Below are 13,304 nucleotides of genomic sequence, written 5' to 3' on the forward strand. Positions count from 1 at the left end.
AAATGCGGGCCGCGAAATCTTGCTTACTTTAACGAACCAACCAGCGCTTTGCGGCTCTCTTCCAGCGAGACCACCCGGCTGCAAACATCTTTGCCGAACTGCTGGAAATCCGCTTCCTGGTTTTTCCACTCATCCTGGATTGCGGTTTGCAGGCCGCCAAGACTGCCGAGAATGCCCTGCAGCGGATTGCCGCCGCCTTTAAGCACCGCTTTGGCGCCCATCTCGTTAATGCTGTCCTGCAGAATGCCGCCCATCGCCTGATTCACCAGTTGTTGGCCATCGGCGCGAACCTGGTCGATGGCTTTATAGTGGAAAGTCAGGCCATCGCTGCGACGTTCGATAATGCGGTTCATCTGTTCTTTCAGCTGCGCGTCCAGCTTGGTCAGGCGGCTATGCATACTGCTGCTGGCGCCGACCTGTTCGGTGATGATTTTATCCAGCGCCTTGCGGCCCTTTTCGACCCGCGAACGCGCGCCATCATCAATCCACGGCAGACTGCTGCGCAGACCGGCCTGATAATCTTGCGCCTGTTCGCGCTGGGCGGCGCTAAGGGCATAGGCTTTACCGTTAAAGGTCAGATTACCGTCCGGCTTAATCACCAGATCGCCGTTTTCACCCTTCACCTGCACCTGCTGCGGGCTGAGGATTACATCGTCACGCGGCGTGACGCTACACTGGTAGTCCGCGTGGGCAGACAAAGCGGTGACGGAAAGCGCCACCGCCAGCAGCGTTTTGCGCATCATTTTACTCCCTTAAGACAAATCGGGCCGGCAATTGCCGACCCTTGTCAAACTTAGTCCCACCAGACGTCAAAAAGTTCGCTGGTGCGCACATCCGCTAATTTACGATCTTCCAGCCACTTACGAACGATGGCCTGATGCTCTTCGGTACATTTACCGATTTCCTGCATGCAGATGAGCCCTTCCCACGAGAGATAGCCGCTGCCGTCAAAGGCCAGTTTGTTCGGCTCAATGACCTCTTCGATCAGATCGTTGACCGTCTGGTCGATCTGCTCTTCGCTGGTCCCTTCCGGGAAACGCCAGGCTACGGAGAAACCTAACTCCTGAAACTCGTCGATATGCATTTTTTTACGCAGACGACGGCTACGATTCTTGGCCATTATTTCACCCTCTCGAACATTAAGTCCCATACGCCGTGGCCAAGACGATGGCCACGTTGTTCAAATTTGGTTACCGGGCGCGATTCCGGACGCGGTACGTAATCGTTACTTTCCGACCGGTTACGATAGCCTTCCAGCGAAGACATCACTTCCAGCATATGCTCAGCATAGGCTTCCCAGTCGGTCGCCATATGGAAGACGCCGCCCAGCTTCAGTTTGCTTTTTACCAGCTCGGCGAAAGGCGGCTGCACGATACGACGTTTATTATGACGCGCTTTATGCCACGGGTCAGGGAAAAACAGCTGCACCATATTCAGCGAGTTATCCGGGATCATAGTGTGCAGCACTTCGACCGCATCGTGACACATTACGCGCAGATTTTGTACGCCTTCTTCTTCCGCGGAAGCCAGGCATGCGCCGACGCCCGGCGAGTGCACTTCAATACCGAGGAAGTTTTGCTCCGGTTTAGCTTTCGCCATCGCCACCAGCGAAGCGCCCATGCCGAAACCAATTTCTAAGGTGACCGGCGCTTCGCGGCCAAACAGGGCGGCGAAATCGAGCGGCGCATCGTTGAATTCAACGCCCATCACCGGCCAAATGTTATCCAGCGCATGCTGCTGCCCTTTCGTCAGGCGGCCCTGGCGACGGACGAAGCTACGAATACGGCGCAGCGGGCGACCGTTTTCATCGAATTCCGGAGAAATGACGTCGTTTTTCATAAAAGTTAAGTCTGCTTGTGAATGTGTTCGGAAAACGGGCATTATCCAAAGTTACCCGGCGGATGCAAGGGTTTACAGCCACTCGCCCTTGTGCTGCAATCTGCCACCCTGTAATCGCGATTCCGGAGCCGTAGCTTTGACTTTTCTCGCCGCGCAATTTTCAGCCCAGGTCCTGGACTGGTACGACAAATACGGCCGTAAAACCCTGCCCTGGCAAATCGCCAAGACGCCCTACAAAGTATGGCTCTCCGAAGTGATGTTGCAACAAACCCAGGTCACCACGGTTATTCCCTATTTTGAACGCTTTATGGCGCGTTTCCCAACGGTTGTTGATTTAGCCAACGCGCCGCTGGATGAAGTGCTGCATCTGTGGACCGGCCTTGGCTACTACGCGCGGGCGCGCAACTTACATAAAGCCGCGCAGCAGGTCGCCACGCAACACGGCGGTGAGTTCCCGCAAACCTTTGAAGAGGTGGCCGCGCTTCCCGGCGTCGGGCGCTCGACGGCGGGGGCGATTTTATCCCTTTCGCTCGGTCAGCATTATCCGATTCTCGACGGCAACGTGAAGCGGGTACTCGCCCGCTGCTATGCTGTGAGCGGCTGGCCGGGGAAAAAAGAGGTGGAAAAACGGCTGTGGGAAATAAGCGAAGAGGTGACGCCGGCGCAGGGCGTAGAGCGCTTCAACCAGGCGATGATGGATCTCGGCGCCATGGTTTGCACCCGCTCGAAGCCGAAGTGCGAACTGTGCCCGCTGAGTAACGGCTGCGTGGCCTACGCTAACCATTCATGGGCGGAATATCCGGGGAAAAAACCGAAGCAGACCATCCCGGAACGCACCGGCTACTTCCTGCTGATGCAGCACGGCGACGAGGTATTTCTTTCCCAACGTCCGCCGGTGGGTTTATGGGGCGGGTTGTTCTGTTTTCCGCAGTTTGAGGATGAAGCCGGGCTGCGTGAGTGGCTGGCGCAACGTCAGATAAAGGCCGATAATCTGACGCAATTAACCGCCTTCCGCCACACTTTCAGCCATTTCCACCTGGATATTGTGCCGATGTGGCTTACAGTGCACTCATCTGGCGCATGCATGGATGAAGGTAACGCACTCTGGTATAACTTAGCGCAGCCGCCATCGGTCGGACTGGCGGCCCCCGTGGAGCGCTTGTTGCAACAGTTGAAAGCCGGAACGCCGGTCTAGTTTTTTCGGCTATAAAAGAGGATTGATTATGAGCAGAACGATTTTTTGTACTTTCCTGCAGCGTGAAGCGGACGGCCAGGATTTCCAGCTCTATCCGGGCGAGCTCGGTAAGCGCATTTACAACGAAATTTCCAAAGAGGCCTGGGCGCAGTGGCAGCATAAGCAGACTATGCTGATCAACGAGAAAAAACTCAGCATGATGAACCCGGAGCACCGCAAGCTGCTGGAACAGGAGATGGTGCAGTTCCTGTTTGAAGGGAAAGACGTTCACATCGAAGGCTACACGCCGCCGGAAAAACAGTAAGGGCCTCACGGCCTTTACCAAACAAACACAACACGCACTCCCGGAATGATGAAAAAATACTTAGCGCTCGCGCTGATTGCGCCACTGCTCGTGTCCTGTTCCAGTTCCAATAAAAAAGGCGCCGAATATAACGAGGCCTGGGTCAAGGACACTAACGGATTCGATATCCTGATGGGCCAGTTTGCCCATAACATCGAGAACATTTGGGGGTATAACGAAGTTCTGCTCGCCGGGCCGAAGGACTACGTAAAATATACCGATCAATATCAAACCCGCAGCCACATCAACTTTGATGCCGGTACGATTACCGTCGAGACCATCGCCGGAACCGATCCGCAAGGACGGTTACGCCAGGCGATTATCAAAACTCTGTTGATGGGCGATGACCCCAACTCTATCGACCTCTATTCCGATGTCGATGATATTCAGATTTCCAAAGAACCGTTCCTCTACGGCCAGGTCGTCGATAACACCGGCGAATCCATCCGCTGGGAGTGGCGCGCCGCGCGCTATGCCGATTATCTGCTGCAAACCCGTCTGAAGAGCCGCAGCAATGGCCTGCGCGTGGTCTATAGCATCACTATCAACCTGGTGCCTAACCACCTCGATAAACGTGCGCATAAATATCTCGGCATGGTGCGCCAGGCCTCGCGTAAATATGGCGTTGATGAGTCGCTGATCCTTGCGATTATGCAAACAGAATCATCGTTTAACCCCTATGCGGTGAGCCACGCGGATGCCATGGGGCTGATGCAGGTCGTACAGCATAGCGCGGGGAAAGACGTCTTCCGCTCGCAGGGCAAATCCGGCCTGCCGAGCCGCAGCTATCTGTTTGACCCGGCGAATAACATCGATACCGGTACCGCCTATCTGGCGATGCTGAACAACGTTTATCTCGCCGGCATCGATAACCCCACCTCGCGTCGCTACGCGGTGATCACCGCCTATAACGGCGGCGCCGGCAGCGTACTGCGCGTCTTCTCCAGCGATAAAGTCCAGGCGGCGAACATCATTAACAGCATGGCGCCAGGCGACGTCTACCAGACGCTCACCACCCGCCATCCGTCGGCAGAATCGCGCCGGTATCTGTATAAAGTGAATACCGCGCAGAAAAGCTACCGCCGTAAGTAGCCCTCTCCCGCAGGCCCGGACATCTCGCCGGGCCTCTCTTTTTTACGACATACTTCGTAATATCTTTCGATTTTCTGCGGCAGTTAACAGAAGCCTTCAACCGGTGAATGATAGAATCGCATCAAAATAACGGTGGTTATGTTATTTAAAAAACATCACCAGCCCACATTCGTGAGGATAAATACATGAATCTTAAGCTGCAGTTAAAAATACTGTCGTTCCTGCAGTTCTGCCTTTGGGGGAGTTGGCTGACCACGCTCGGCTCTTACATGTTCGTCACCCTGAAGTTTGACGGCGCGGCCATCGGCGCGGTGTATAGCTCGCTCGGCATCGCCGCTGTGCTGATGCCGACGCTGCTCGGGATCGTCGCCGATAAATGGATCAGCGCCAAATGGGTGTATGCCATCTGCCACCTGGTCGGCGCGTTAACGCTGTACCTTGCGGCGCAGGTCACCACGCCAGGCGAGATGTTCCTCGTGATCTTGCTTAACTCGCTGGCCTATATGCCGACGCTTGGCTTGATCAACACCATCTCCTACTACCGCCTGCAGTCGGCGGGGCTGGATATCGTGACCGATTTCCCGCCAATTCGTATCTGGGGCACCATCGGCTTTATCCTCGCCATGTGGGGCGTCAGCTTCTCGGGCTTCGAGCTTAGCCATATGCAGCTTTATATCGGCGCGACGCTGTCGGTCTTGCTGGCGCTGTTCACCCTGACGCTGCCGCATATTCCGGTCGCCAACGCCCAGCGCAACCAGAGCTGGACTGAGATGCTCGGCCTGAACGCTTTTGCGCTGTTTAAAAACAAGCGTATGGCAATCTTCTTTATCTTCTCCATGATGCTCGGTGCCGAACTGCAAATCACTAATATGTTTGGCAACACTTTCCTGCACAGCTTCGATAAAGACCCGCTGTTCTCCGGCAGCTTTATCGTCGAGCACGCGTCGGTATTGATGTCGATTTCGCAGATCTCCGAAACGCTGTTTATCCTGACCATCCCGTTCTTCCTTAGCCGCTACGGCATTAAGAACGTGATGCTGATTAGTATCGTGGCGTGGATGCTGCGCTTCGGCCTGTTCGCCTTCGGCGACCCGACGCCGTTCGGTACCGTGCTGCTGGTACTGTCGATGATCGTCTACGGCTGCGCCTTCGACTTCTTCAACATCTCCGGTTCAGTATTCGTTGAGAAAGAGGTGCGTCCGGAAATCCGCGCCAGCGCCCAGGGTATGTTCCTGATGATGACCAACGGCTTCGGCTGCATCCTTGGTGGGATGGTGAGCGGCAAAGTTGTCGAGCACTTTACCGTTGAGGGGATCACTAACTGGCAAAGCGTGTGGCTGATTTTCGCCGCCTACTCGCTGGTGCTGGCCTTCGCTTTCGTGGCGCTGTTCAAGTATCAACACGTCAGACAGCCTGCCGCCGCGCGCCAGAACGCCTGATTGGCAAAAGCAAAACGCCCCGCCTGTTCGGCGGGGCGTTTTTTTATTTCTTCAACACATACCCATACAACCGCTTAATACCATCGGTATCCGTTTCGCTATAAACCCCCTGCAACTCCGGCGAAAAGCCCGGCAGCATATTGACCCCCTCTTCCAGCGCGAGGAAGTAGCGTAGTACCGCGCCGCCCCAGAGTTCGCCCGGCACCACGCACAGCACGCCCGGCGGATACGGTAGCGCCCCTTCCGCCGCGATGCGGCCTTCGGCCTCGCTCAGGCACACCAACTCAACGTTACCGCGGATAAATTCGCGGTTGGCGTCCTGCGGGTTCATCACCACCGGCGGGAAACTCTGCTTGCGGAACATCGCCTTTTGCAGGTCTTTAACATCAAAACTGACGTACAGATCGTGCATTTCCTGACACAGCTGGCGAATGGTGTAATCGCGGTAGCGAACCGGGTATTTGTTGTAAATAGTCGGCAGTACCTCGGCGAGCGGCGAATCCGCTTCGATATGCTGTTCGAACTGGGCCAGCATCGCCACCAGTCGCGCCAGTTTTTCCGCGCTTTCCGCCGGCGTCAGCAGGAACAAAATCGAGTTGAGATCGCACTTCTCCGGCACGATGCCGTTTTCGCGCAGGTAGTGCGCCAGGATGGTCGCCGGGATGCCAAACTCGGTATAGTCGCCGCTATCGGCATCGATGCCCGGCGTGGTCAGCAGCAGCTTACACGGATCGACAAAGTATTGATTGTCAGCATAACCGCTAAATCCGTGCCAGCTCGCGCCCGGCTCGAAGCTAAAGAAGCGACGTTCGCTGGCGATAGTCGCCGTCGAATGCTCCTGCCACGGTTTCCCGCCGACCAGCGGCGGCACAAATGGCCGCAATAATTTACACTGCGCTAGTATCGCTTTACGCGCTTCGATACCCAGCTCCACGCACTCCGCCCACAGCCGCCGACCGCTCTCTCCTTCATGGATTTTGGCATTCACATCCAGCGAGGCGAACAGCGGATAAAACGGACTGGTGGAAGCATGCAACATAAAGGCGTTATTCAGCCGCTTATGCGGGCAGAAACGCGCCTGGCCGCGCAGATGGTTATCCTTCTTGTGAATTTGCGAGGTCTGCGAAAAACCGGCCTGTTGCTTATGCACCGATTGCGTCACAAAAATGCCCGGATCGTTTTCATTGAGATCCAACAGCAGCGGCGAGCAGTCAGCCATCATCGGGATAAACTGCTCGTAACCGACCCACGCCGAGTCAAACAGGATGTAATCGCAGAGATGGCCGATTTTATCGACCACCTGGCGCGCGTTATACACCGTGCCGTCATAGGTGCCCAGTTGGATCACCGCCAGGCGGAACGGGCGCGCCGCGTCGGCTTTTTCCGGCGCCGCTTCGCGGATCAGCTCGCGCAGGTAGGTTTCATCAAAGCAGTGGTCGTCGATGCCGCCGATAAAGCCGAACGGGTTGCGCGCGGCTTCCAGATAGACCGGCGTCGCCCCGGCCTGGATCAGCGCGCCATGGTGGTTTGATTTATGGTTGTTGCGATCGAACAGTACCAGATCGCCGCGGGTCAGCAGCGCATTGGTCACGACCTTGTTCGCCGCGGAAGTGCCGTTAAGCACGAAGTAGGTTTTATCGGCATTGAAGACTTTTGCCGCAAATTTCTGCGCGTGCTTCGCCGAACCTTCATGGATCAGCAGATCGCCGAGCTTGACGTCGGCGTTGCACATGTCAGCGCGAAAAACGTTCTCGCCGAAAAACTCGTAGAACTGGCGGCCCGCGGGATGCTTTTTAAAGAACGCGCCATGCTGATGGCCGGGACAGGCGAAAGTGCTGTTGTCCATCTCAACGTACTGGCTAAGCGTATTGAAAAATGGCGGCAGCAGTTTCTCTTCATAGCCGCAGGCGGCCGCTTCCAGCTCCAGCCACTCCTGCTCTTTGCCGCTAATCACCGCGACGACTCCTTCCGGTTTATCCGTTTGCGTTTCGCTAAATAGATAGACCGGCAGATTGAATCCGCTGCGCTTGAGCAGGGCCAGGATACCGCTGCGGCTATCCGCCGCGGTGATGACGACCGCTGCCGCATCGGTAAAATCAGTGCTGTCCAGCGCCACAACCTGACGATGGGTGGACAGACGGGAGACCAGCTCGCAGCTGGCGGCAATGTGCATAGATTTCATAAGCGCAAATGCCCGTATCGGGAGTGTAAAAATCTCAGGCAAAGGTGGAGCCTTGCCCAACGAGGTGTCCGGGTCTGACGGAATTCAGCTCCGACCGCCGGACATCAGTAAAAGCAGACGCGTCCGATCTTACTGTTGTCCTACAGTGAGCATACGTGGCCTTCACCGCATGGTGAACAGGGAGAGTAAGGAACGAGGCAAACCGCGCAGCAATGCGCAGCGGCAACGGCGATGTAATGGCGATGTCGTCATCCCGGCGGCCTCAGGGTAAAGAGGTGAAAATCCGCGCAATCATGGCACCTTTCCGAAAGTGGCGCAAGATGAAATCCATATGCATTCTCCCCACGTATCCGCAAGCCTTAGCGGCGAAACAACGTCATAATAATGCGGACATCAGGAATAATTAACAGGAGTTTACTTTGGTTATAGGGCCATTTATTAACGCCAGCGCGGTGCTTGTCGGCGGCGTACTGGGCGCGCTGCTGAGCCAACGATTGCCGGAACGGATCCGCACCTCGATGACCTCGATTTTTGGGCTGGCATCACTGGGGATTGGTATTTTACTGGTCATCAAGTGCGCCAACCTGCCGGTGATGGTGCTGGCGACGCTGGTCGGCGCGCTACTCGGCGAAGTGTGTAATATGGAGAAAGGCATCAATACCCTGGTAAGCAAACTCCAGCAGCTATTGTCGCCAAAGGGCAGGAAAAAGGCCTCGGCCCACGAGTCTTATATTCAGAGCTACGTGGCGATCATCGTGCTGTTTTGCGCCAGCGGTACCGGTGTTTTTGGCGCCATGCGCGAAGGAATGACCGGCGACGCCAGCATCCTTATCGCCAAAGCGTTTCTCGACTTTTTCACCGCTACTATTTTCGCCTGCACGCTGGGGCTGGCGGTGTCGGCAATCTGTGTGCCGATGCTGCTGATTCAGCTGAGTCTGGCGGCCTGCGCCTCGCTTATCATGCCGCTGACCACGCCGATGATGATGGCCGACTTCAGCGCCGTCGGCGGTATGCTGCTGGTGGCGACCGGCCTGCGTATCTGCGGGATTAAGATGTTCGCGGTGGTCAATATGCTCCCCGCCCTGCTGCTGGCAATGCCGATTTCGGTCGCGTGGACGGCCTTTTTTGCCTGACGACGCGTGCTTTTACGGCAAAGTGGTGATAGATTGTGCAGTCTGCTGCGAAATTTATAAATTTCGTTGACGAGGCGCGGTGAATCAGGTTTAATGCGCCCCGTTGCCCGGATAGCTCAGTCGGTAGAGCAGGGGATTGAAAATCCCCGTGTCCTTGGTTCGATTCCGAGTCCGGGCACCACTTATTCAGAGAACCCAGCCTATGGCTGGGTTTTTGCTTTTCTGCAACCGGACTCTCCATCGAACTGCGTTCGATTATTCGCCGCAATGCGGCTCACCCCTTCGGGGCCAGCGCGACAAGCGCGCTGTTCAACGCCTGCGGCGTTAGTCCGAGTCCGGGCACCACTATTTAAAGAACCCGCCCAAAAGGTGGGTTTTTACTTTTCTGCAGCCGGACTCTCCATCGAACAGCGTTCGATTATTCGCCGCCAACACAACCTCGTTAAAGCTGATGAACGACCTGCTGCAGAATACCCATGTTAGCCTGGTCCAATACCCGTTCATCCCAACCCATTTCTGAGCTCGAAACCGCAACACTCCAGGCTGAATTTGTACCCTTCGGCAAAATTTTGGCTCTGATCTCGTGGTTTACGGTAACAAAGTCCTGAGTGACCAAACGTTGAATCGGGGCCAGGTTTGCATGTACTACCTGACTTCCTGAACCGACGCCAAAACGTAACGGATGTGACTTCATTTCATTGTTGAGCGCCGTTTCTGCTTTTGTCTTATCCGAATAGACCTTGTTGTTGAGGCCCTGGAAGAAATCATTCAGTTTGTTTCTTAGCTTGGCGATAGACTTGATGGTTTCGAGGAAATCTTTATTCGTCGCCACCTGAACATCGGAAAAATTATTACGGAGCAACGCCATCGCGCCAGCGGCCAGGCCGGTCGCGCCGACAGAAGATAACGCATAACGCGCCGCTATACCCGAAAGCGACGAACCCGCCTGCGAGGCGGCAATGGCGGCGGTACCTGCGCCAAAAGAAGCGAGACCGCCAATGCCTGCCAGTATTTTACCGGCCACATCGTAATAGCTTTTTGTCTGATCCCGGTAGACGTTGCCGCCGTAACCATACATATGCGCGGGCGTTGTTCTGAAGCGATCAAAAAACGCAGCATGATTGCTCATGGTGGCAGTACGACGACTGGCCCCCATCAAAGATTCCAGTTCGTATTCTTCGTCACGTTGTCTTCTGGCAGGCTCTTTACTGGCAGCAAGCAAGCGCTCATAGGTATCCATAATCGTGCGATCCGGAGCGTTCTCAAACTGACTCAAAGTTCCTTTATCCAGTTCATTGACGAATGAAATAATAATATCCAGCTGCTCTGCGTCAAACCGGGAATGATCGGAGAGAACCGCATTTATCTCGGAGGTAATATCTGGCATTGCAGGCGCTCCAGCGTCGATTAAATTTCTTTATTCTGTTTGATATCCCAACCCGATTTAGTTTCTGCGCCTTTGGTCCCTTGAGAAGACTGCTCCCAATAATGCAGATTAACTTTAGATGCCTGAAACAGGTAATTCACCATAATAGTGTCGGTATGACCCACACCGCTAAAACTGGTTTTCGTCACCAGAACATCTTCAAGAACAACACGCGAATACTCAATTTGCGAGCCGCCGGCTTTGCAAATTGATAGTTCGACTTTAGCGACATGTTTACCGCTAGCGCAAAACTTGAGAACTGCCGGCGTTGCTTTATCTATCAATGCTTGTACCGAAAGGTCCTGAAAATTAACTTTACCCGCTCCGCCACCGCCGCCAACGCTCATATTCCCAGGCTGCTCAGCTGCCCAGCTAAATGACAAAACATCTATCCAATTTTTATGATTTGAGTCGTTAGATTCACCGGTTACCCCATCAACCTTCAGATACATATCAATAGCCATAACAGTCCCTATATTGCATGTTTTAAGAAAAGGAGCCCCCTAATAAGCTAGTTTAAATTTTGCAGATTTAAATGAAGAACACATTACACAAACAAAACCAGGAATAATCTCAGCATCAGTATTCGTTTTGCAAAAGGCTAACATTAACCTTAACTACTACCTTTTTAATCTCCTGCGGCAATGTCGTAATACATCCAGGTTTATGCGGCTCACCAGGCATAAATATCACGAAATTACCAGGCCGTAGCGTAATGGCCTGCTGATTTTCAATCGCATTACACAACTGATAATCCTCTTCAACGTGTATCGCTTCGCACTGCTGTGCACAATTTACCATTCCCCACAGAATACGTTCTTCACCGCTTAGCAACAGTTGAATATCGATATATTGCGCATGCTGTTCCGATTTTTTACTTTCCGCTGGCTGGGTAGTAAATACCATGACGTTCATAAAAATATCGTCACCGCGTAGATTGAAACGTCCAGGAGATTTCTCCTGTGGACAAGCGGCTACCGCCAGCATCAACGCTTCGGCTAAAACGGGATGTATCCCGGAGGTGGTTAGCGTTCCAATATCACCTGCTATCATGAGTTATTCTCCCGAGCCAGTAACACCGCTCCCAGCAATCCCGCGTCATGTCGGTAATGCGCGGGTTGTAACATTACGTGATATACCGACGGTTCCTGCGCAAGGTAAGCTCTCACCATCTCCAGATAACCTTCCGCCAGGCCGATGCTGCCACCGACCACCACGCGCTGGCAATCCGTTGTCGCTTTTACATCAGCGATCAATCTCGCTAAGGTCTGTGCCGAACGGTGAATAAGCCCAATAGCCTGCTCATCATCCTGCCCGGCACGGATGAAAATCGTTTTCGCATCACATCCGCTGAGTTCTCCCTGAGCGGCGGCCGCCATTCCACGTCCGGAAGCAACAGCCTCTACGCAGCCGCGCCGACCACAACCGCATAGCGGTCCATTCGGGTCCGCTAACGTATGGCCCAGATGGCCGGCGAGACCGCCATTCCCGGTGATTAGCCGACCATTACTCACTACACCGCCCCCTACACCTGTGGATACCGTGATGAAAACCATGTCGCGACATTCATCCCCCAGAGCATGGTATTCCGCCCATGCCGCAGCTTGCGCATCGTTAACCGCCAGTGTGGGTAGGCCGGTGATTTTTTCCAGCGTCTGCGTCAGCGGAAAATGCTGCAAACCGCCCAGATTATGGGGATTGATGGCCGACAGCACGCCGCCGCTAATTATTCCGGTAGAGGCAATTGCCACTCGCTGGGCGCGAGCAAACAACGGCACGATCAGCTCTTGCAGCGTCGAACATAGCGCTTCCGGCATTTTGCTGGCGGGTGTCGGCAACTCACGGCGTTTAAGGAGGTTCAGGTCATCATCCACCAGCGCGGCGGCGAGTTTGGTTCCGCCGATATCAATAGCAAGCGTAGTCATGACACCGCCTTTTTTAACGCCGAGTTATACCACTGGCAGATATGCTCAAGACGAGTGATGGCAGAGCCAACGGTCACGGCCCATGCCCCCTGGCGCATCGCAGTTGCCGCCTGCGCCGGGGTGTTGTAGCGCCCCTCGGCAATCACCCGGCATCCGGCCTCACTGAGTGTTTTCACCAGAGCGAAATCGGGTTCTTCCGGCGTTTTCACCGTCGTGTAGCCAGAAAGCGTCGTCCCGATAATGTCGGCCCCCTGCTGCTGGCAAGCCATCCCATCTTCAAAAGTTGAACAGTCGGCCATCGCCAGCAAAGCATGCTGATGAATTCGCGCCAGCAGTGCCGCAACGGTAACCGGACGCAGGCGATCGGTACCATCCACGGCGATAATATCCGCCCCGCCTTGCGCGAGCGCATCAACATCTTCAAGAAACGGGGTGATCCGGACTGGCGAATCGTCGAGATCGCGTTTCATAATCCCGATGACAGGAATAGAAACGACGGCGCGGGTGGCGCGTAAATTATCAATACCTTCAATACGCAGCGCGACCGCCCCTGCCTGCTCCGCCGCCAGGGCCATCGCAGCGACAATTTCAGGCTTATCCAGCGGGCTATTTGGTACAGGCTGGCAGGAAACTATCAAACCACCAGATTGCGCAATGTTTTGATTAAGCTGTTCAAGTAGAGACATCATCATATCCTTAGGCAAACATTCGTGATTGGCCGGGCGCCATG

Annotated in this window: 14 protein-coding genes and 1 tRNA gene; 6 read left to right on the forward strand and 9 right to left on the reverse strand. The window is 54.7% G+C overall.

Features of this window, described 5'->3' with window-relative positions; all coding sequences use genetic code 11:
- Window positions 1-23: 23 nt before the first annotated feature.
- Genes ABLU78_RS20275 through trmB form a run of 3 tightly spaced genes read right to left on the reverse strand, consistent with a single transcriptional unit; the run spans window position 24 to window position 1,839 of the window.
- Window positions 24-743, reverse strand: a complete 720-nt coding sequence (locus tag ABLU78_RS20275; RefSeq protein WP_032709145.1) for a DUF2884 domain-containing protein — start codon at window positions 741-743, stop codon at window positions 24-26.
- A 50-nt stretch (window positions 744-793) separates the two neighbouring features.
- Window positions 794-1,120, reverse strand: a complete 327-nt coding sequence (locus ABLU78_RS20280) for a YggL family protein (protein ID WP_015369722.1) — start codon at window positions 1,118-1,120, stop codon at window positions 794-796.
- Window positions 1,120-1,839: a tRNA (guanosine(46)-N7)-methyltransferase TrmB gene (gene trmB, locus ABLU78_RS20285; protein WP_015369721.1), complete on the reverse strand. Its 720-nt coding sequence runs from the start codon at window positions 1,837-1,839 to the stop codon at window positions 1,120-1,122. Before trmB ends, ABLU78_RS20280 begins: the two co-directional genes overlap by 1 nt.
- Window positions 1,840-1,975: 136 nt before the next feature.
- On the opposite strand from trmB, the gene mutY reads away from it, so the two are divergent.
- The 4 genes from mutY (at window position 1,976) to ABLU78_RS20305 (ending at window position 5,908) form a co-directional block, all read left to right on the forward strand.
- Window positions 1,976-3,034 carry an A/G-specific adenine glycosylase gene (mutY, locus tag ABLU78_RS20290; protein WP_020077946.1) on the forward strand — a complete coding sequence of 353 codons (1,059 nt, stop codon included), beginning with the start codon at window positions 1,976-1,978 and terminating at the stop codon, window positions 3,032-3,034.
- 28 nt (window positions 3,035-3,062) lie between these two features.
- On the forward strand, window positions 3,063-3,338 hold the full coding sequence (locus ABLU78_RS20295; protein ID WP_004105744.1) for an oxidative damage protection protein: 276 nt from the start codon (window positions 3,063-3,065) through the stop codon (window positions 3,336-3,338).
- A 48-nt stretch (window positions 3,339-3,386) separates the two neighbouring features.
- Window positions 3,387-4,469: a membrane-bound lytic murein transglycosylase MltC gene (gene mltC / locus ABLU78_RS20300; RefSeq protein ID WP_015369719.1), complete on the forward strand. Its 1,083-nt coding sequence runs from the start codon at window positions 3,387-3,389 to the stop codon at window positions 4,467-4,469.
- 185 nt (window positions 4,470-4,654) lie between these two features.
- Window positions 4,655-5,908: a nucleoside permease gene (locus ABLU78_RS20305; RefSeq protein WP_045387267.1), complete on the forward strand. Its 1,254-nt coding sequence runs from the start codon at window positions 4,655-4,657 to the stop codon at window positions 5,906-5,908.
- Between the two features lie 43 nt (window positions 5,909-5,951).
- Here the strand turns inward: ABLU78_RS20305 and ABLU78_RS20310 are convergent, their stop codons facing one another.
- Window positions 5,952-8,090 (reverse strand): ornithine decarboxylase, encoded by a 2,139-nt coding sequence (locus ABLU78_RS20310; protein WP_047055803.1) that lies wholly within the window; start codon window positions 8,088-8,090, stop codon window positions 5,952-5,954.
- Window positions 8,091-8,509: 419 nt separating this feature from the next.
- On the opposite strand from ABLU78_RS20310, the gene ABLU78_RS20315 reads away from it, so the two are divergent.
- Both ABLU78_RS20315 and ABLU78_RS20320 read left to right on the forward strand, forming a co-directional pair.
- Window positions 8,510-9,223 carry a DUF554 domain-containing protein gene (locus ABLU78_RS20315; RefSeq protein ID WP_015369715.1) on the forward strand — a complete coding sequence of 238 codons (714 nt, stop codon included), beginning with the start codon at window positions 8,510-8,512 and terminating at the stop codon, window positions 9,221-9,223.
- Between the two features lie 105 nt (window positions 9,224-9,328).
- Window positions 9,329-9,404, forward strand: a tRNA-Phe gene (locus tag ABLU78_RS20320).
- Between the two features lie 261 nt (window positions 9,405-9,665).
- Here ABLU78_RS20320 and ABLU78_RS20325 read toward each other — a convergent pair.
- The 5 genes from ABLU78_RS20325 to ABLU78_RS20345 form a co-directional block, all read right to left on the reverse strand.
- A complete protein-coding gene (locus ABLU78_RS20325) occupies window positions 9,666-10,610 on the reverse strand; it encodes a transcriptional regulator (protein ID WP_348820657.1) in 945 nt (314 codons plus the stop codon).
- Window positions 10,611-10,630: 20 nt separating this feature from the next.
- Window positions 10,631-11,113 (reverse strand): type VI secretion system tube protein Hcp, encoded by a 483-nt coding sequence (locus ABLU78_RS20330; RefSeq protein WP_015369713.1) that lies wholly within the window; start codon window positions 11,111-11,113, stop codon window positions 10,631-10,633.
- A 115-nt stretch (window positions 11,114-11,228) separates the two neighbouring features.
- Window positions 11,229-11,702, reverse strand: a complete 474-nt coding sequence (gene nanQ, locus ABLU78_RS20335; protein WP_032709153.1) for an N-acetylneuraminate anomerase — start codon at window positions 11,700-11,702, stop codon at window positions 11,229-11,231.
- A complete protein-coding gene (locus ABLU78_RS20340) occupies window positions 11,699-12,574 on the reverse strand; it encodes an N-acetylmannosamine kinase (RefSeq protein ID WP_042897792.1) in 876 nt (291 codons plus the stop codon). Before ABLU78_RS20340 ends, nanQ begins: the two co-directional genes overlap by 4 nt.
- Entirely contained in the window at window positions 12,571-13,260 is a 690-nt protein-coding gene (locus ABLU78_RS20345) for an N-acetylmannosamine-6-phosphate 2-epimerase (protein ID WP_047046675.1), read from the reverse strand. The genes ABLU78_RS20340 and ABLU78_RS20345 overlap by 4 nt, the downstream gene beginning before the upstream one ends.
- Window positions 13,261-13,304: the final 44 nt, after the last annotated feature.

This window comes from Klebsiella sp. JN_Kp122, assembly GCF_040062085.1.
In the GTDB taxonomy this organism is placed as follows: domain Bacteria; phylum Pseudomonadota; class Gammaproteobacteria; order Enterobacterales; family Enterobacteriaceae; genus Klebsiella; species Klebsiella aerogenes.

Bases quoted from the DNA above. Each gene is read 5' to 3' on its own strand.
- ABLU78_RS20275 (WP_032709145.1), bottom strand. From the start codon at position 743: ATGATGCGCAAAACGCTGCTGGCGGTGGCGCTTTCCGTCACCGCTTTG.
- ABLU78_RS20280 (WP_015369722.1), bottom strand. From the start codon at position 1,120: ATGGCCAAGAATCGTAGCCGTCGTCTGCGTAAAAAAATGCATATCGAC.
- trmB (WP_015369721.1), bottom strand. From the start codon at position 1,839: ATGAAAAACGACGTCATTTCTCCGGAATTCGATGAAAACGGTCGCCCG.
- ABLU78_RS20295 (WP_004105744.1), top strand. From the start codon at position 3,063: ATGAGCAGAACGATTTTTTGTACTTTCCTGCAGCGTGAAGCGGACGGC.
- mltC (WP_015369719.1), top strand. From the start codon at position 3,387: ATGAAAAAATACTTAGCGCTCGCGCTGATTGCGCCACTGCTCGTGTCC.
- ABLU78_RS20305 (WP_045387267.1), top strand. From the start codon at position 4,655: ATGAATCTTAAGCTGCAGTTAAAAATACTGTCGTTCCTGCAGTTCTGC.
- ABLU78_RS20310 (WP_047055803.1), bottom strand. From the start codon at position 8,090: ATGAAATCTATGCACATTGCCGCCAGCTGCGAGCTGGTCTCCCGTCTG.
- ABLU78_RS20325 (WP_348820657.1), bottom strand. From the start codon at position 10,610: ATGCCAGATATTACCTCCGAGATAAATGCGGTTCTCTCCGATCATTCC.
- ABLU78_RS20330 (WP_015369713.1), bottom strand. From the start codon at position 11,113: ATGGCTATTGATATGTATCTGAAGGTTGATGGGGTAACCGGTGAATCT.
- nanQ (WP_032709153.1), bottom strand. From the start codon at position 11,702: ATGATAGCAGGTGATATTGGAACGCTAACCACCTCCGGGATACATCCC.
- ABLU78_RS20340 (WP_042897792.1), bottom strand. From the start codon at position 12,574: ATGACTACGCTTGCTATTGATATCGGCGGAACCAAACTCGCCGCCGCG.
- ABLU78_RS20345 (WP_047046675.1), bottom strand. From the start codon at position 13,260: ATGTCTCTACTTGAACAGCTTAATCAAAACATTGCGCAATCTGGTGGT.